This is a genomic window from Sediminitomix flava (assembly GCF_003149185.1).
Taxonomy (GTDB): Bacteria; Bacteroidota; Bacteroidia; order Cytophagales; family Flammeovirgaceae; genus Sediminitomix; species Sediminitomix flava.
The window spans coordinates 269,430-287,227 of the sequence record NZ_QGDO01000001.1 but is presented as its reverse complement, the minus strand read 5'-3'; the positions used below and the strand labels follow the sequence as shown (position 1 = coordinate 287,227).

Sequence of the window (17,798 nt, the reverse complement as noted above, 5' to 3'; positions counted from 1 at the left end):
TCTTGGAAGAAGGGCAATCCAAATGACAGCCCTTCAATTTCTCTAAGCACTAAATAATGGCTCAAAAACTTCCTCTAAATAGGATTGATCAAAACCCTTCAACAGGATATAGTTTTCTAAAACATATTGCCTGTCGTGTATGCCTTTGTCAATCATCAAGTCAGCGACCTGTTCCAGATTGTTGAATACTTTTTTGTGGGTAAAAGCATTAAGCCAAAATGATTGCTTATCCCTATCAATTTCTTCGACCTTGACCAAGGTTTCCTTTCCATTGCCTACTCGGATAGTTGGGGGGAGTTTAACCTCCTCTTTTGCGATCAAGAAACAATGGAATTCTGAAGTGGCTTGGATACCCTGTACGTGGAAAAAGCTTTTGAAAGGGGATTTAGCCGCACTTTCAAAACTAGGCTTATCATACATGCCATCTGCATGGAAAAGCGTATTCCGAGCGTATACATTTGTTGGCTTCGTTTTTTGCGGTATCGCCAGTGTACAGTAAAATCCCCAATCTGCGATTTCTTCATATTCGGGTTTAGCCCGAAATGGAATTGCTTCATCAGTTGGAGCAAGCCAAGGTCGGAAAGCATAAGTTAGTGCCAAATCACCTATAAAATCACCTGTTCGGGAACCATTGGTAGACTCCGTGAAATAGAACAGGTGATTGAGGAGTGTCAGTTTTAATGCATATATTTTCATAAAATCCTGACTTTATATTATTTGCCTTTCTTTCCTTTTGCTGTTGAAATCACCTTGATCTCTTTTAGATATTCCTCACACTTAGCTTGAAGCATTTGATACTTTTCTGTAAGATCTTCTTTCCATGCACCTCTGATTTGGCTTTCCAATTCTTCACCTTGTATCAGTTGTTTGCCGTAATAGCTTTGCATCTTCGAAAGCATCTTTTCTTTGACATTCTCTAAGTTGACAGCCTCTTCTTGGTTCCACTCATTGGAAAAGGTAAAACTATTTAATGGAGCTTCTGTGGCATCATAACCTAAGGCTACAATATGGTTGCGGATATTACTGCCTGTAGTTGTTGTTTGCGCACCATACCTTTGCGTAAAGACAATCGATGAGAGTAAATGGAACAATAGCTCGGGTGTTGCATTTTCGATTGTAATAAAATGAGGGAAATAGGTTTGAGGCATGATATATTGCACCCTAAACAAGGATTGTCTGAGCTTACCTTCTTCCTCATCATACATGGTTCCTCCTTCGCTAAGGGCATTGTGTTGGAGAGTATCTACCAAATCATCACAAGGACGGATCGAATATGTCCAATCATAAATTACACGAGATTTTATACCGACGGCATCACCTGAAGCCGTTACAGAATCTCCAAATAGAATAGAGTTTGGGTTTGCAAGTTGTTTACTGTCTTTTATGACATTGTAGCGTACTTCTTCATCTACTGAGTTTGTTTGGCGACACAACTTTAGACCTGTCAATTTTTCAGGCGCTTTTAATTTCCGTGCAGGGATTTCTATCAATGTTTTTCCTTCTTGTGTCCGAAAAGTGATGGTTTCATCTGCAAAGTTACTTCGATTGATAAGAGTGCCTGTCACTTCTCTGACCAAAGCAATTTTGAACACACCTGTTTTGTTCTCTTTTAGGTTTGTACGGAATAATTGAGCTGGAATATTTTCAAATATAGATTGCATGTTTTCTGAATGTTTAATTTTAAAAAAATAAGAATGTGAATATTAATGCAGATAAAGACTTAGTTCGCATCCTGTACTTTCTGATGCTTCTTCTCTTCTGCTCGTTGGGCTCTTAGTTTATCGACCTTGACACTATAGAGATAAGCAAATTGATACAAAATTCTACGTTCACGGTTTTGTGATGGGAATTGCCCTTTCCATTCTTTTTCTAAAAGTCCTTCGTACATCTTTGTTGCAAAATCTGAACAAGCCTGTTTCTTGTCTTTGCCCATATACTCCAACCTTTCTTTTTTGAAGAGTTCACCAGTGATACGCTCAATCACATCTTCTTTAGATTGTTCATGTCTCAATTCCTCCCTCATCGTATCCAATGCCAATCGGAAAAGCTCACTTTCTTGGTTAAAGTTTTTGTTAGCTGTACGGATTCTCAAGGCGATTTCTGCTAATTCTGATACAACACTCATATACTTCAGTTTTAAAGGATTTTCTTCTATAAAATTGTTGATTTTCTCTTTTATGGATTTTGCGGATTTTTCATTTCCCGATACAAATTGATAGTAGGCTTGGAAAATGATATTTCGGTCATTTGAATAATGAGTCATCAGACCCGTATCCAAATTTTTTCCGTGCTTAAACAGTTCTAAACACATTGCAACCTCCTTGAAAATGGCTGAAGCATGTACCAAGTGTACTCGGTTCCACCCTAAGTTTTGAATAAAGGCGGGAGCCTGTTCATAGACAAAGATTTCTTTATGTGGTCTATACTCCCCCATAATCGAAGTTATATAAGTCCGCAGACCTGTTTTGACAGCTAATTCAAGGTGATTTCTCACCAAGAAAACCTGACTCTTTAAATCTCGTCCCACCTCAGTCAATTCATAAGCAAACTTATTTTGATTGAGTTGAGCAGACTTATTGAGCATGATCACTTCCTCTTTATTGGTTTTGCTTAGTTCACTCTTAAAACCTTTTTTCTTGGCGATTTCCTTGAAAAAATTCCAATCGAAGACTGTCCCACCAAAAGATTCACAGAAGTCCATATAGATCGCTGAGTTTGCTTTCACTCGGTCCGAGAAATTCTTTCGTGCCTTGTTTTCTGCATCAGCAACATCAGAGACGTAGGAAATTGTATTCTTTAATGTCGTATTACTCCTTTTTGTAAAACCTCTTGCACCTAACCCATAAGCATTGACTTCTTTATAAGGCTTAGTAGCAGGCCTACCCGTAAAGACACAAATTTTGTCTGAAGTAGGAATTGACGCAATTTGATCTATCCAATTTCGATTCAACAAATTCCCATTGTAATCAAAATAGTGTTCAAATACTTCAATAATTGGCGTGCTTTGTACTTTTTCAGAAGGCTTATCTAAGACACCTACTAGATCTGTGAACCAGTCTTCAGAACAGTTTCCTTCATCATCTTCAAGGGCTTTAATCGCTTCAACCAAGGCCAATAACATTTTCAAAATATTGGCGGGTCTGTCAATCAATCCTCCAAAGTGAGCATTTAACCTTGAATAGGTGATCACCTTCTGCTCGGCTTCTTCGAAGATGAGTGCATGTTCCTCATAGAATGTAGTACCTGAGATTAATTTTTCTTTGAATTCCGTATCCCAAGCTTTATTTATCTTGGCATTCATCCATCGAGATTTAACCAAACAAAATAAATTGACAAATTTAAAAGTCTCTTCGTCTTCATCCCAGTCTTCAGAAAAGCGTAAATACAGTTTCCCTTTATCATCAAGCTTGGGTTGTTGTATAGGTAAGTCATATAGCTCTGTTAACTGCTCAATACAACTAATAAGATCTTTCATTGCTTTATCAGAAAGCTTATCCAAACCGTTGGGTGCAATCTGTAAGAATGAATCAGCCTTAGTCTTGATTAGCTTTTCCCAAACTTTTTTGGAGAAAGGGATATCACCAATAAATCCGAAATTACAGGATTGAGAATCTACTTTTGTCAACTTTATAACATCAACCCCTTTCTCTGTAGCTTTTGTTAGAGTTCCTCTAATACATTCTATTTGACTCGCTGTCAAAGCTTCTCCCCAATATAAAAAGCCATCTCTCATAAAAGAGAAAGTATGTATGCCATCAGCTTCCAAGATCTTTGCTGTTTGTCTTAGAATCAGATCTGAAAGCAGGCTAAAAGGATTTTGCTGAATACGGACATAAGACAAAGGAGGAAAATCTGTTCCGAGTGTATCGACTTCCTTTTTGATGTACTGATAGAGCGTACTAATATTCTGATATTGATCATCATGCCCTTTGCTGTCTTTCTGCTCCCAAATTTGTTTTTTCTCGTTCCAATATTCAATAACCGAACCACCTGCCGAAGCAATTCTATCCGCTATGCGCACATACGGAGCTAATTTATCTAATAGCTGAGTTTGGGAAAGTTTGGTACTTTTACCAAATGAGATCATAGACGTTCGATGCTCCGCCATCAAGGCGAGGTATTCAATATCTTCCAAATAGGAAGACGTTTCAGGGAAGAAGTCACCCATCCCTAAAGAACTTATAAACTCTTCACCTTTCATTTCTTTTAGGGCTTGTTCTAGGCTCTTTTCGTCTTCTCCGTCCTTATTGAAGGACGACATCAGTTTATTCGCATCGTGGCAAAAGAAGCCCAACACAAAGAGTTTCAAATACAATTCTCCTTCTTCTGTATTGATCCATCCATTGTGTTTAAACGTATGCTCCAGAAGAAACATCGCGGGAATCATACCTTGCAGGATATGGATATGATAAGGTTGGTCATATCCTATGTAACGGACTCCATTCTTTTCAAAATAGCCTTTTGCCTCAATGATTCCACCTATCTTTTTTCCTTCCTTTTCCTCGATTAGAGCAAGAATGACTTTATCAAGAAAATCATCAAATACCTTATTGAATAGCTCTGTTGTAAACAGGGGAGTACCTGTCTCAAATTTTAATTTCTTGTGCTGATTCATGATGTTCGTATTTTTAAAAATCCACATCCCCGAGCTGTTTTTTCTAAAAAACCGCCATAGTAAATAAGTTTATGAACCTCCACAGGAGCTATCAATTCAAACTCAAATTGATTGGCAAATACCTTTTGAGAGTAATTCTGTGTTTCTTTGAAGGTGAGCCTTTTTGTCTTTGGAGTATTCAAGAGTTTAAAGCTCATGTCTTCTAAGCCTTCCTCCATTCCATCTCGTGCCGCACCCAAATTGTAGAGTGTCTGTGCCTTATTTTGCAAATGCTTTTGAATTTGTGCAGGAATAAGCTCCTTATGATCTCTGAAAGTCAGATAAAATGGTTTTCTGGTCTTCTGATGTGGTATAGAAATCACCGCAGGTGTAATCAATTTATAAGACATCACAGGGTTAAAAGAAGGCTGATGAAGTACAGGTTCACTTTTGATAATTTGCCAATGATGTATCCCAAATCTATCTACAATCTCCCACTCAGGACAAAGGATTAGTGCTTTTTCAAAAGCTTTAGCTAAGTATCTGTCATAGAAACGGACCCTCCATTCCAATAAATATTCACCTTGTAAAAGCATTCCTTCTGTCAATACATCGTAGGCTTTTGGCATGATGCTATGTGTCCAAAGCTTGAAGTTGCGATGTCCGCCTTTATGTCCTTCGTTATGTGCAAAATCTCCCGCTTTAGGATCAACTTTCCCAATGTTTTTATTCAGTGCTTGGGATAATACAAATGCTATGTTATAGCTAATGCAATGACTTCCTTTCACTTGCTTGAACAAAATGCTGTATTCTGTCATAAGCTTAAATTTGTTTTTCGTGGTTAAAAAAATATTTTGGTCTGATAAGTTTTACCTAACACAGGTAAAGATCTTTGCTAACTGTTCAGTATTAGTGGTCAGTTAAAAAAACTATAAAAAAAATAAGGTATCACCTTCTAAAAGTGCGTCAGCATATATTTTAATCTTAAATTAAATAAAGTTAAGTTGCAAACAAATTCCCTTCACACTAAATACTTTCCCATTTGGTCTAATAGGTAGTCTCTGAGACTTTGTGGCTGTATATTTCGAATGTGACTCGGTAGACTAAGAACAAAACGACCAACACCTTTATAGTTTGCTACTTTTCCTTTATACTGGTAGATAAAAACACCATCAATCCTATGAATTGAAGTGATCTTTACATCAGGGTAGTTTTCTTGAATCATTCGCCCAGCAAGCCTGTCCATTTCAAATTGTATGGGTATTTCTTTTCCTATTTCACAAGACCAGCCAAAGGCATCGTGAAAACGGTCTTGATATAAATGCTGGTGTTTGATCTCCTGTTTTGTTATTTCTACGGCACCGGCTCTTGTCAGTTTAAAGTCTAGGAGTTGCTTACTTTTTAAATCATAAGCATATAATCTTCTTCCTCCATCAAATAGCTTTATAGGTTCTATTTCATAATCTTCTATTGTATTTGTTGAAGGAGCTTCATAATCTCTCAGAGAGATACAATAGCCTTTTGTCACGGCAAAGGCTATCTTATTTTCTTTGTCTAAGTCTGTCGTGATTTGTGTCCATATCTGTGTGGAAAACTGTTTGAGTTTTCGCTTAATGCTATGATATACCTCTTCCTGCTCTAGTTGGTGAACAGCACTTAACAAGACTTTCTCTTCTTCTCTACTTAAGAAAGTATTTATATTCAGTTTGTATTTGTCATCGATACTGTATAAAAAAGCCCTCGAACCTGACATTGTTCTGCTTTGGATACATTCGGGGTAAAGAAGTTTTTCAATGGTTAAGAAGTCATTATGTATTTGTGTCTTGCCTACCCCATAGCGTTTTTCTAACTCTTTCCTTGTGTATTCAGAACGAGACAAGTCCTGAATCATTCGAATGATACGGAAAATCTGCTTTTTATCTCTAGTCATCTGAAATTTTATTATTTGAAACTAAATATACAAATAGTAATAATACTGAATGATGGCACTCATTCTACCTACAATTCCTTGAGCACAGGCTTCTGATTACTGCTACTTTAGTCGGTACTTAAAGAAGAATTGTCTTCAGGCTTACAAAAAAAGGTTGAAGAAGACTCTATAAATACAAGGAACATGACTTCCTGTAGGTTTGTCATGTTACCCAAAAATGAATGCAATGAAGCCCTACAAGGATACATCTGAACACTTTTCTATCATCACATCCTTGTGTACCTTAATGTACTTCTTCAGTGTCTTCAGTGACGAATGATTGGTGATCTTCTGGATGAATTGTAGAGATAACTGTTCAGCGGCAAGAGTTGTCCCCGTACGGCGAGCTGTATGAGTCGTTACGGCCTTGTATTTCTCTGTATACTCTCCAAGGTCATTGCTTCCAATATACTTGGGTTTGTAGACAAGTGTTGTGATCCCTGCCTTAAAGCAGAGCTTCTTGATCATCTTGTTGATTAGATTCTTGGATGGTAGGGGTAATTGGTAATCATATTTTTCCAAAATTTCTTTTGCCCTCCCTCCAAAGAGTGAGAATGGGACATAGGTTTTCTTACGAGTCTTCTGTGAGGTAAATTCCCAAGCTTGTTTTTTGTCTACAACCTGAACGGGTGAGTAGTTCTTTAATGCCTCATGACGCTGGAGAGTAAAACATAGAAAGCAGAAGACGTCCCTGATATTGTCTTCTGTAGAAAAAGGCTCCAACTTCATTTCATATAGGCGTTTCAACTCCTCTTTGGTCAGTACAATTGGATCGAAGTCATGCTCTTTTAAGGATTTTACCTTGCTACCATCAAGTGATATGGCATGGTATTCTCGTTCCCTCGCCCAATTCAAGAAAGCCTTTGTATTCTTAGTTTGTTGGTTGATCGTTGCATTACTGAGCTGTTGGGAGACCAAGTAGTTCTTGAATTGATCAAACCATCCCAAGTTGATGTCTTCAAAGCGAAGGTTTGATTTATGTTGACTTTGGTTGAACTCCTTAATGTTCCTCAAGGTAACCAAATAGTTTTTGTAGGTACTTCGTGCATAGGATGAAGACTGAGCTTCAAGAAACATAGAAAAAACTTGATAAAAGCTCAGTTTCTTTTTTGGGGCTATATGTTCAGGCATTGCTTTTGTCTTCTGCTTATGGTAGCTGAGAGCTTTGGCCTTCTCCTTGAAGGTTTCCCAGTCAATTTCACGTGTTCTATATTCTTGGAAGTAAAGGTTTTTGATTAGTGTGCTTCGGCTGGCTAAGAAAGTGTTGATTACCTCTGCGTCAGAAAAGGTTTTTCGAACCTCTTGTTTTTTAGGGTTCCAGTATTTTGGGTTAATCTTGTACCCCGTAGTGAGAGAAAGCTGATGGAATTTATCAAGGTAAATAATCACTCTAATGTAATCTAAGCCTTTTTTGTCTTTCTTGCCACCTAATTGGAAATGCACTTTAATATCCATGTGCTATAACATTTTGTAGTTAAACATGCACAGGTCAAAGAATAGGAGATGAAGATTTGACAATTTTATATCTATCACGATAATTGCATGTGATATGAATTTTCGATGACGATTTTCGATGAAAATTGTGATGTAAAACTTTGACTTTTTTCTGTCTATAAAATCGCAGATCTCCATCAGTGATAGCTCTTTAAACTATATTGTTGGATGATTAATAGTTACATAATCTCCCGCCCCGAGTACCACTTAGCTCCAAAATGCCTCTAAAATGGCGATTTAGGGCTTTTTTTTCATCGAAAAGCATTTTCTTCCACAAGATCTTCGATGAACATGCCTTCAAATTAGCACTTTAAAAGCATGCATCTTTTACATGTTTTTTTTCACTATTTACATTGAAAATTTTCATTTTTCTTTAGTATATAAATATACTTTTGAAGTACGCTAACATTATGAAAATGCTTCCAGTATGTTAGGATTATCAATTCAAATATTTCGAACAACATAAACGGTAGATCAAATCTGATTTAACGTAACTATCAAGTCAATTCTTTAAGCTACATCCATTCAAATTGTATTTGAGATCATCTAGGGTTTAGAAATGAATTATACACTTAGTTCTAAGTGAAATTATAATTAATGTACTAACTCTAATTGGTGGGGTTTCATAGTTAAAAGAAATGAAATACATGAAAAATTTATTAATCAATAAAGTATTCCCCCCCTCTGTATTTTATATTCAAAAAAATAGCTGAAAATAGAATCAATCCTATTACTCTAAAAATTAGATTTAGATTGATCGTATTCCCAAAAACTCAAGAAATGAAAAAGTTGATCACTTTAGTTTTATTATTACCAATCTTTGGTTTTAGTAATCTTGATTCTTCTGAATCTAAGAATTACTGGAAATATCATGAACGAATAGATGAAGCAGAGAAACTAATCTGTGACGAGCAATTTGAAGAAGCATTAAGCATATTTCGAGAGGTATTCAGTTCTTATGATTTTGTGTTTTTGAAAGATTACAAAACAGCCGCTCAGATCGCTTTTTATTTAGGGGAAACTAAGCATGCATATGATATCATAAGAAATGGAATAGAAGCAGGTTGGGAGTTGAAAAGCATAAAGAAGAATGAATTCTTATCAGAATTTACGAAAGAACCTGAATGGAAATTGATTGAAGAAGAGTATCCCGATCTCAGAAAAAAATACTTTTCTAGACTTGATGAGATAACTAGAGGTAATGTACATGAGATGTTTAAAGATGATCAAAAGATGGCTTTTGGTACATTGTTTAGGATAGGAGAGAAGGCTCAGAATAAGTATTTAACCAATAAATTTGCTCCTCACAGCGAAAATCAATATCAGAAGTTTTTGAAAATCATTGATACACAAGGGTATCCAGGAGAACAGCTTATCGGTAATAATTATTGGATGTCAACGATTTTAAGTCATCATAATTCTATTACAACAGAATATGTCAAGAATGATACTCTTTATAGCTCCATAAAACCAAAGTTATTAAAAGCGATTGAAAAAGGTGAGATGTCACCATATGAGTTTGCTTTAATTGATGATTGGTACATAGCTGTAAGTTCAAACAGAAAACAAACAGGATATGGTTTTCTTAATTCACCTTTAAAATCTACACTTTTAGAGACAGATCAATTACGTCAAAATGTAGGTTTGAGATCAGTTGAACAGCGGAATAAGTTGGTAGAGATCGAGAAAAAAACTGGTATGAATTTTTATTTGCCAGACTGGATAAGTGGTGAAATAAAGATTGAGTAGAAGAAAAGGGGAGGAATATTGTTTTTCAATAACTCATTTTGCGTTCCTAAGTTTTGAAGGAGTAAGTCCAAATTCTTTCTTAAAACCATTTGTGAAATGTCCAATATTAGAGAAACCTAAATTATGTGCAATACTTGTTAGGCTTTGATCTGTTTGTCTCACAAGTCTATAGGCTTCTTTATATTTAGCTCTGAGTACAAATTGGTGAGGAGGAAGACCAAAAACATTCTTAAAGTTATTAAGAAGGCGTGTTCTGCTCATTCCGAATTTTTTAGTTAGTACAGCAATTGTAGGAGGTTCAGTAAGTTGGTTCAATAAATATTCTTTCATTTCAAAAAGAACTTCCATATCAGCAGTGAGTACGCCAAGTTTTCTATTCTCTTTTTTTCGTTTTAAGATTTGAAGAAAGAAATCCGAAAGTAATAAAATCGTATTTCCCAAGGTTTCTCCGATCATTCCTTCATCTTCTTCTTGTGCTTTAAATATTTTACGGATGTATTCTTCCATCTGAAAAGTAAGTGCTTCATAGATAACCCACTTTTCTTTATTGTGCATCAGTTTATCTAATTCTTCCCATCGCCCATGAGTAAATTGATCCCAAGTATTTGCAGTCACTCGAATTCCAATCCATCTTACCCATTTGTTTGCTGGTATTCGTACATCTAAGGTATTATGTGTATGATACATTTGAGCTCCTAGTGGACTTGATTTTCCTAATGACTTTCCACTACTTTCTTGGTATAGGTTTTCATCTATAATAAATCGAATGAGTATAATAGGTTCTTTACTATCCACATCTTTTAGCAGTACATCTTCGTCGGACCAAGCTTCATTTACCGCAATACCTATCCCTGGAAGTTCATAATACAAGCGTGACTTCATCTTCATATGTTCATTATGAATATTAAAAGCCCTTCCGTCAAAAATATAATCGGGTGCTTGTCTTGAAATGTCTTCAAAGGTTTCTTTAGTTATGGTGTGTCTTACGTAATAGACTTTCATATGACTATAACACTGGAATGTACTTTTTTATAAATACCATGTATTTTTTTATAGTTAAATCTTGGCTAGATCAATGACCTTTGTATTGTCAATCAGTAATTAACCTTATTCAAATGCCTAATATGAAAAATGTCAAGATGAAATTAGTTCAAGGGTTTACAGCTTTGATACTTTCTATAAACCTAACACCAAATGCAATTGCACAAGAAAATACAACTCAAAGTCTAGATGAAAAAGTAGTATCGACACGAATAGGAGACCTAGAATTTACGCATGATTTTGAAAAGGGATATCCTACAAATGAAACTGTAGATCTTTTATACAATGAAATGGATTTTCAACGTGCAACCCAAGCTTACATTTGGGCTACTCCTTATGTATCTTTCCTTGCTTGGCAAGAGTCTTTTCAGAAAGAATTAGGCCTAAAAAATGGTCAGATCATTCTTCAAGAAACATATAAAGACAAATTGGGTGGACTTACTTACAATACGACTACTCCTTATGCCTTAACTTTTATCGAAATTCATGAAGATCCCTGGATTATGGAAATTCCAGAGGGAGGAGTAAGAGGTTCTGCTTCAAATTCTTGGCAAATAGGCTTATACGCCATCACAAAGCCAGGAAAGTATATGTTTGTAGGACCAGAGACCAAAATACCTGACAGTGCAGAAAAGGATGGTTATATCATTATCAATTCTAACACAAATACAGTTTTGACTGGGGTACGCTTGATGTCTAAAGATGCTAAAGTACGCCAACAAGTTTTGGAAAACATAAAGGTTTATCCATATTCAGAATTGCCAAATCCGAACCCTAGAGGATATATTAGAACTGATGAACGTCCTTGGATGGGAGCTGCACCTAGAGGAATTGAATATTTTGAATTATTGTCAAAAGGAATAAATATCAATGGTCCTATCCATGAACGTGATCGTTTATATATGGCTATGCTTCGACCTCTAGGGATTGAAAGGGGGAAAGAATTTAATCCTACACCCGAGCAAGCAGAAATCTTGCAAGAAGCGGCTATAGTTGGAGAAGCGATGACAAAAGCAATTGATTTTGCTGGGACAGAACGAATCGTTGATGCGTTGTATTCAGAAGGTTCGATGTGGGAAAACGCAACAACTTCTCCTCCAGATCAGAGACGTGAAAATTATGATGCTTTAGATGGACGTGCAGCTTGGTTTTATGAAGCTGTAACAAATGATATTGCGATGCATGGTCTTGTAAATGGCGGATGGGGACAGGTTTATCTGACAACCTATAAAGATCATGACGGAGATTGGCTTGATGGTGATGAAAGTTATAGACTACATTTACCGAGCACTCCTCCAGCAGAAGCATTTTGGTCCATAACATTGTATGAAGTGAATACTCGAACAATCATTAATAATACATCAGAAAAGGCAGATATCTCGTCACGTCACAATTTTATTACAAATAAAGACGGTTCAATCGATCTTTATTTTGGACCGAAATGTCCGAAAGGAATGGAAAATAACTGGATTCAAACTGAAAAAGGACGTGCATGGTTTCCATACTTCCGTTTTTATTCTCCAGAAAAGTCTGTAGTTGAAAGAGAGTGGATACTTCCGGATATTGAAAAAGTAAAATCTGAAATTTTATAAAATAGATAACCTATCATCACTTATTTAAAAAATCATTTTGTAGCCTCATCAGTTGAAAAGCTTTTGAGGCTATTTTATATTCTATCAAACTAAACTTTGTTTGTATGGTAGTCAGGCTTAAGAATTAATAATTGAAAGCTTTTAGAATTTTACATTCAAGTAAGGTATGTGATCAGAGTACATAAATCATAAGTTAAATGCTAATTACTTTACAAAAGGAATATGTTTTCATGATCAGAAGAGTAATAATTAGTTTTTAAGAAAGAGAATGGCAAACGAAGAAATACACAAAGTAGAAAAAAAGATAAAACGTATAGATGGCGAGCTTTATGAGACTCTGATTATAAATGATGATGAAGGAAATGTAGTACAAAGCTTTGATATACCACTTAAAGTCGAGCTTAGAATTCAAGATTTGCTTGAGATTATGGTAGGTGCAAGTATTTTGGCAGTTCCTATTGCTTTTACAGAAGAAGTTTGGAATCTGGGTCAAGAACTTTCATGGACTAGGGTATTTCTTTTAGATGTCATAGCTGTATTGTTTATGGCTTCTTTTGTGTATTTCAAGGCATACCGAAAACATCTGAAGATGTATCGTTTGGAGTTTTGGAAACGCGTATTTGTAACTTTTGTAGTCTCTGCATTTATCGTTGGTATTCTTTTGACTATTATAAATAAATGTCCAATTATGACAGACTTTGATCTTGCATTTAAGCGCATTTTAATTGGGGTATTTCCTGCAGGTATGAGTGCTACAGTGACTGATAATTTGAGTTAGCAAGTTTGTTTTAATCATGATCACTTAGGATTATCGATGAGTATATTTGATAAAAAAAAACTAGGTAATATTTTCCATGGTAAATATTATTTATATATTTGTTTTCAAATAGAGATAATCATGGGAATAGACGAGGAAATAAAAACCAACTTTCAAAACGATAGACACCGTTTTATTGCCAATTTGGTATTTACATCAAATTGGTTTCAAAATAGGTTTATCGAATTTTTGAGACCTTTTGGAATATCTCCTCAACAAATGAATATTTTAAGAATATTGAAAGGAGCTAATGATTGGGTTTCTATGAATCAAATCAAAAGCTTGATGATTGATAAGGCTCCTAATGCAACTAGATTATCTGACAAAATGCTAGACAAAGGCTTGGTTAAGAGAAAAAGGAGCGAAGAAGACCGTAGAGTTGTTTATTTAGCAATTGATAAAGCTGGAGAAGATTTGTTAGAGGCTATAGACGAAGCTGATAACGGAGAGCAAATTGAGTTTTTAAATAAAATCACAGAAGAAGAAGCTAGAATGTTTAGTGAAATTTTAGATAAGCTTAGAAGCTAAAAAAATTTACCACAATATTTACCATGGAAAATATATCCATGGATTTTAAAAATTGAAAATTATAATCAAAAACTAATTACAATTATGAAAAACAAAGAATTATTAATCTACCGTATTGTAACTGTATTGTTCTCTTTACTTATAATGTTAGGCGTAAGCCAGTATTTTTTCAATTATGAAATGGTGAAGGGAATGTTTGAGCAATTACATTTTCCATCATATTTGATTTACCCAATGGGAGTGATGAAAACCTTGGGAGTCATTGCTATTTGGGTGAAAGTTCCAAAAACAATCAAAGAATGGGCTTATGCAGGTTTTGCATTTAATCTACTCTTAGGTATATCAGCTCATCTAAATGTTGCTGACGGAGAATACTATGGTGCTTTGATCGCACTAATTTTAGCATCTATTTCTTACTTCTATTACAGAAAGGTAAATGTAGCTGTAGCTTAAAAATTGAAAGCCTTCTGATCAAAAAAACTGAGTCATCCCGAATATTCATTTAGGATGACTCATTTTTATTAATTTCTATCAATTAAGCCTAAGTTTAGCCAATTCTTAAAATTAAGTCAGAACAGAATATCCTAACTATATGCGAATCAATTTATCCTCCTCATATTCATATAAAATAGGTTTGCCTGTTGGGATTTCTAGTTGAACGATTTCCTCTTTACTCAAATTCTCGATATACATAACGATAGAACGAAGACTATTTCCGTGGGCTGAAATCAAGACATTTTTATCAGTTTTAAGCTCAGGAATCACACTTTCTTTAAAGAATGGAATGGTGCGTTTAGCTGTGTCTTCTAATGATTCACCATTGGGAGGTGGAACATCATAACTTCTTCTCCAAAGGTGAACTTGTTCTTCACCAAACTCTTCAGCTGTTTTTGTTTTGTTCTTTCCTTGTAGCTCGCCGTAATATCGCTCGTTTAAGTGCCAATTATGATGAACAGGAATCATATTTTTTTTCATTTCATCGTCGTAGATGGTTGTCCACTCTTTCAATTTTGCTTCTGTATGAAGTAAGATGGGTGTTTTATCACTATTGTTTTGAGCTAGTGCGATCATCGCAGTTTCTAGAGCACGGATTTGCATTGAAGTATAGACGACGTCAAAGTTAATATCAGCGAGTTGTTTTCCTGCTTCAATTGCTTCTGAAATCCCATTTGCCGAAAGAGGAACATCTACCCATCCCGTAAAAACATTCTTTATGTTCCACATAGATTGACCGTGACGAATTAATATAAGCTTAGCCATTTAGATATCTTTGTTGAGGTATATAATTGTAGTAAGTAAAGAGTGTACGAGTTTTATTCTAATTGACTTTCTTTTGCTTAAACAAGTTCCTTGAGCTTATGAAATGATAAGTAAGTTGGACAGTAAGTTTTATGCACTTTACTTCTGTTAAAAACTGATGTATTAAAAGGGCTATTTGATCTACTTATAATACAATTTGAAAGTTTATAGATACATTTGTAATTGATTGTAAAATAGAAATGGGAGGTTTTCTAATAACAATCATGACTAACAACAAATCAACTTTCTTTGAATGAGACAATCGTAGGTATAAACTTCAAATTAATCAGATGAACATGAAACAGTTAATTTCATTTAGCCTGATGCTATTGATGTACGGAATAAGCACAGTGGCTTTAGCACATGGTGTAGATGGAGATACTCAAGCTTTTTTGACCAATAATGAGGGTGCTGCTTTTATCCCGTTTTTGTATATCGGAGCTAAGCATATGATTACAGGTTATGACCATCTACTATTTTTGGTAGGGGTGATCTTCTTTTTGTACAGACCAAAAGACATTTTAATTTATGTAAGTTTTTTTACGCTCGGTCACAGTGCGACTTTGCTCTTGGGAGTGATGGGGAATTTACATGTAAATGCTTTTTTGATTGATGCAATTATTGCTTTATCAATTGTATATAAGGGTTTTGATAATTTAGGTGGTTTCAAGGCTTGTTTTGGTAGGCAGCCGAATGCAAAATGGGCCGTTTTAATTTTTGGTCTTTTCCATGGTTTGGGACTAGCTACAAAATTACAAGAGTTCAATTTTAATCAAGATGGTCTATTTACAAATCTAGTAGGATTCAATATTGGTGTAGAGATCGGTCAATTTGTAGCCTTAATGTTTGTGGTTGCTATTATTGGTTTATGGAGAAGTCATAAGAGCTTTCTTCGGTTTTCTACTTTAACAAATACCGTATTGATGACGGCAGGCTTTTTATTATTCGGCCTACAAATGACAGCTTATATTTCGAGTTTTTAAGAGAGGGAAAACATGGCAGAAAATTTAGATAAAAAACAGATTATAAAACTATTCGGCTTATCTTTTATTATAGCGACTTTTTTGCTTGTGATAGCGGTTATGCCTGCAGAATATGGGCAAGATCCTACGGGAGTAGGAGAAGCTTTAGGCTTCACAAAGTTATATTTGGAAGAAGAAAAAGTTGCTCCAGTAGTTGAAGTACCAAAGCATAGAACAATCAAACTTGATGAGTTAGGCTCAAAAAATATAGCTACACCAAAAGAATACGATAATCCTGCTCCTAAAGAACAACTTCCATTTAAAAGAGATGAAATTACAGTCAAAATTCCTGCAGGAAAAGGCATAGAAGTAAAAGTAAATATGCTGAAGTATGGAAAACTAAAATATGATTGGACTTCTGATAAGGGTGATCTATTTCTTGATTTTCATGGAGAGGTAAAAGAGAACAATCCGCCAAAAGAAGTATTCTATGAGAGCTATACAATTGCTTTTTCAAACAATATGGCTGGAACGTTTACGGCTCCTTTTGAAGGTAAGCACGGATGGTATTTTAAAAATAATCATAAGGAAGAAGTAACAGTGAAAATTCACCTAGAAGGGGAGTTTGAGCGTTTATAGAAAGGCTTTTGTCTTCTAAGAAAGGGTAATCATTTATTTGGTTATCCTTTTTTTATGTTTTGTACTCAAAGTAACATCAGATCTTTGAAACTTGTGGAATTCACTGAATTCAGTTACAAATTCATAGAATCTTGTGAATTAATTGGTATTCAAATGAGCTAGTTTAGAAAATTAATTTAAAGTCTACATAAATGTATATTTCAGCCACTAAAAAAATGGAATTATACCGTTTATGATAGCATGTAGATCAACTGTTTTTTTATCTGAATTATGAAACACACATTTATCATACTGCTTTGCCTTTTGACCACCTCAGTATTTGCACAATCAAGCAAACTGATAAAGTTAGATGTAAAAGGGTACAGAGCGAAATTATCAGCAAATGGCAATGAGCTAATTTATACATCAACAGGTCTGAAAGGACTCAAGTATTATAATCTGAAGGAAAGGAAAGAGAAAATTCTTTCAGAAGAAATAGGTGCAGGCTATCAACCATTTTTTAATAATGGCAAAATTGTATTTCAAGAAAAAGTAGGTGGAGTTGAGCGCCTAAAAGAGTACAATCTTTTGAGTAAGAATTCAGTACTTATAAAATCAGATAAGAGTCCTCGCGAATGGCTTACTCAAAAAGTATCTACTTCAAGTAGAGTTTCAAAAGTAGAAGCAATGGTGGCATCAACTTCCGAACGTCTAAATAAGTATGAACTTACGTATTCTGATGGTAGCCGACAGTCTATGAGTCCGATGGGTACGAATGAGAAATACATTTGGGTAAATCTTTCTCCTGATAAAACTAAAGTACTTTTTAAGGTTGTTGGTTTATCGGCTTTTGTAGCTGATCTGAAAGGAAATATCTTACATGATTTAGGTGACTTGGACAGTCCAAAATGGGTAGATGACAGTAAGATTGTCTACATGAAAACAGAGGAAGATCATGATTCTTTTATCAAAGCTGATATTTATACGGTAGACTTATCAAATCTAGAACATCAAAAGTTAACTGAAGGCATTGATCAAATAGCATTATACCCTGATATGGTTTCAAATAAGCTGGTCTTCAATACGCCTACAGGAGATATTTATCTACTCGAAATTGCCCAATAAGTCTTCATTT

At 35.1% G+C, this 17,798-nt stretch carries 16 protein-coding genes; 8 read left to right on the top strand and 8 right to left on the bottom strand.

The genetic code is table 11. The annotated features are described in order from the left end of the window. Positions 1-42 precede the first annotated feature (42 nt). From cas5d to BC781_RS01030, 6 genes are all read right to left on the bottom strand, one after another. Positions 43-696: a type I-D CRISPR-associated protein Cas5/Csc1 gene (cas5d, locus tag BC781_RS01055; protein ID WP_109615399.1), complete on the bottom strand. Its 654-nt coding sequence runs from the start codon at positions 694-696 to the stop codon at positions 43-45. A 17-nt stretch (positions 697-713) separates the two neighbouring features. Further along, positions 714-1,661 (bottom strand): type I-D CRISPR-associated protein Cas7/Csc2, encoded by a 948-nt coding sequence (cas7d, locus tag BC781_RS01050; protein WP_109615398.1) that lies wholly within the window; start codon positions 1,659-1,661, stop codon positions 714-716. Positions 1,662-1,720: 59 nt separating this feature from the next. Next, positions 1,721-4,615: a hypothetical protein gene (locus BC781_RS01045; protein ID WP_146201589.1), complete on the bottom strand. Its 2,895-nt coding sequence runs from the start codon at positions 4,613-4,615 to the stop codon at positions 1,721-1,723. Continuing rightward, positions 4,612-5,412 (bottom strand): CRISPR-associated endoribonuclease Cas6, encoded by an 801-nt coding sequence (locus BC781_RS01040; RefSeq protein WP_109615396.1) that lies wholly within the window; start codon positions 5,410-5,412, stop codon positions 4,612-4,614. The genes BC781_RS01045 and BC781_RS01040 overlap by 4 nt, the downstream gene beginning before the upstream one ends. A 203-nt stretch (positions 5,413-5,615) precedes the next feature. Continuing rightward, on the bottom strand, positions 5,616-6,524 hold the full coding sequence (locus BC781_RS01035; protein ID WP_109615395.1) for a helix-turn-helix transcriptional regulator: 909 nt from the start codon (positions 6,522-6,524) through the stop codon (positions 5,616-5,618). Positions 6,525-6,758: 234 nt separating this feature from the next. Next, entirely contained in the window at positions 6,759-8,018 is a 1,260-nt protein-coding gene (locus BC781_RS01030) for a tyrosine-type recombinase/integrase (protein ID WP_109615394.1), read from the bottom strand. An 819-nt stretch (positions 8,019-8,837) separates the two neighbouring features. On the opposite strand from BC781_RS01030, the gene BC781_RS01025 reads away from it, so the two are divergent. Continuing rightward, positions 8,838-9,806, top strand: coding sequence for a hypothetical protein (locus BC781_RS01025; protein ID WP_146201588.1), 969 nt, complete (start codon positions 8,838-8,840; stop codon positions 9,804-9,806). Positions 9,807-9,839: 33 nt separating this feature from the next. On the opposite strand, the gene BC781_RS01020 is transcribed toward BC781_RS01025, so the two are convergent. After that, positions 9,840-10,808, bottom strand: coding sequence for a helix-turn-helix transcriptional regulator (locus tag BC781_RS01020; protein WP_109615392.1), 969 nt, complete (start codon positions 10,806-10,808; stop codon positions 9,840-9,842). 137 nt (positions 10,809-10,945) lie between these two features. Here BC781_RS01020 and BC781_RS01015 point away from each other — a divergent pair, with 137 nt between their 5' ends. The 4 genes from BC781_RS01015 to BC781_RS01000 all read left to right on the top strand — a co-directional run bounded on the left by BC781_RS01015 (position 10,946) and on the right by BC781_RS01000 (position 14,237). Then, positions 10,946-12,439: a DUF1214 domain-containing protein gene (locus BC781_RS01015; RefSeq protein ID WP_158281360.1), complete on the top strand. Its 1,494-nt coding sequence runs from the start codon at positions 10,946-10,948 to the stop codon at positions 12,437-12,439. A gap of 268 nt (positions 12,440-12,707) precedes the next feature. Next, positions 12,708-13,217: a DUF2391 family protein gene (locus BC781_RS01010; protein WP_109615390.1), complete on the top strand. Its 510-nt coding sequence runs from the start codon at positions 12,708-12,710 to the stop codon at positions 13,215-13,217. A 36-nt stretch (positions 13,218-13,253) separates the two neighbouring features. Continuing rightward, complete coding sequence (locus tag BC781_RS01005) at positions 13,254-13,784, top strand: MarR family winged helix-turn-helix transcriptional regulator (protein WP_245935558.1); 531 nt, start codon at positions 13,254-13,256, stop codon at positions 13,782-13,784. Between the two features lie 84 nt (positions 13,785-13,868). Then, positions 13,869-14,237, top strand: a complete 369-nt coding sequence (locus BC781_RS01000) for a DoxX family protein (protein ID WP_109615389.1) — start codon at positions 13,869-13,871, stop codon at positions 14,235-14,237. Between the two features lie 135 nt (positions 14,238-14,372). On the opposite strand, the gene BC781_RS00995 is transcribed toward BC781_RS01000, so the two are convergent. Continuing rightward, on the bottom strand, positions 14,373-15,044 hold the full coding sequence (locus BC781_RS00995) for a 2,3-bisphosphoglycerate-dependent phosphoglycerate mutase (RefSeq protein WP_109615388.1): 672 nt from the start codon (positions 15,042-15,044) through the stop codon (positions 14,373-14,375). A 335-nt stretch (positions 15,045-15,379) separates the two neighbouring features. Here BC781_RS00995 and BC781_RS00990 point away from each other — a divergent pair, with 335 nt between their 5' ends. From BC781_RS00990 to BC781_RS00980, 3 genes are all read left to right on the top strand, one after another. After that, positions 15,380-16,066: a HupE/UreJ family protein gene (locus tag BC781_RS00990; protein WP_211323656.1), complete on the top strand. Its 687-nt coding sequence runs from the start codon at positions 15,380-15,382 to the stop codon at positions 16,064-16,066. 12 nt (positions 16,067-16,078) lie between these two features. Next, positions 16,079-16,684 (top strand): hypothetical protein, encoded by a 606-nt coding sequence (locus BC781_RS00985; protein ID WP_109615386.1) that lies wholly within the window; start codon positions 16,079-16,081, stop codon positions 16,682-16,684. A 270-nt stretch (positions 16,685-16,954) separates the two neighbouring features. Next, positions 16,955-17,788 (top strand): TolB-like translocation protein, encoded by an 834-nt coding sequence (locus BC781_RS00980; RefSeq protein ID WP_146201587.1) that lies wholly within the window; start codon positions 16,955-16,957, stop codon positions 17,786-17,788. Positions 17,789-17,798: the final 10 nt, after the last annotated feature.

Excerpts from the sequence above, each read along its gene's own strand:
- BC781_RS01040 (WP_109615396.1), bottom strand. The coding sequence starts at position 5,412 with ATGACAGAATACAGCATTTTGTTCAAGCAAGTGAAAGGAAGTCATTGC.
- BC781_RS01020 (WP_109615392.1), bottom strand. The coding sequence starts at position 10,808 with ATGAAAGTCTATTACGTAAGACACACCATAACTAAAGAAACCTTTGAA.
- BC781_RS00990 (WP_211323656.1), top strand. The coding sequence starts at position 15,380 with ATGAAACAGTTAATTTCATTTAGCCTGATGCTATTGATGTACGGAATA.
- BC781_RS00980 (WP_146201587.1), top strand. The coding sequence starts at position 16,955 with ATGAAACACACATTTATCATACTGCTTTGCCTTTTGACCACCTCAGTA.
- BC781_RS01030 (WP_109615394.1), bottom strand. The coding sequence starts at position 8,018 with ATGGATATTAAAGTGCATTTCCAATTAGGTGGCAAGAAAGACAAAAAA.
- BC781_RS01045 (WP_146201589.1), bottom strand. The coding sequence starts at position 4,615 with ATGAATCAGCACAAGAAATTAAAATTTGAGACAGGTACTCCCCTGTTT.
- BC781_RS01035 (WP_109615395.1), bottom strand. The coding sequence starts at position 6,524 with ATGACTAGAGATAAAAAGCAGATTTTCCGTATCATTCGAATGATTCAG.
- BC781_RS01010 (WP_109615390.1), top strand. The coding sequence starts at position 12,708 with ATGGCAAACGAAGAAATACACAAAGTAGAAAAAAAGATAAAACGTATA.
- BC781_RS01015 (WP_158281360.1), top strand. The coding sequence starts at position 10,946 with ATGAAATTAGTTCAAGGGTTTACAGCTTTGATACTTTCTATAAACCTA.
- cas5d (WP_109615399.1), bottom strand. The coding sequence starts at position 696 with ATGAAAATATATGCATTAAAACTGACACTCCTCAATCACCTGTTCTAT.
- BC781_RS01005 (WP_245935558.1), top strand. The coding sequence starts at position 13,254 with ATGAGTATATTTGATAAAAAAAAACTAGGTAATATTTTCCATGGTAAA.
- BC781_RS00985 (WP_109615386.1), top strand. The coding sequence starts at position 16,079 with ATGGCAGAAAATTTAGATAAAAAACAGATTATAAAACTATTCGGCTTA.
- BC781_RS01000 (WP_109615389.1), top strand. The coding sequence starts at position 13,869 with ATGAAAAACAAAGAATTATTAATCTACCGTATTGTAACTGTATTGTTC.
- BC781_RS00995 (WP_109615388.1), bottom strand. The coding sequence starts at position 15,044 with ATGGCTAAGCTTATATTAATTCGTCACGGTCAATCTATGTGGAACATA.
- cas7d (WP_109615398.1), bottom strand. The coding sequence starts at position 1,661 with ATGCAATCTATATTTGAAAATATTCCAGCTCAATTATTCCGTACAAAC.
- BC781_RS01025 (WP_146201588.1), top strand. The coding sequence starts at position 8,838 with ATGAAAAAGTTGATCACTTTAGTTTTATTATTACCAATCTTTGGTTTT.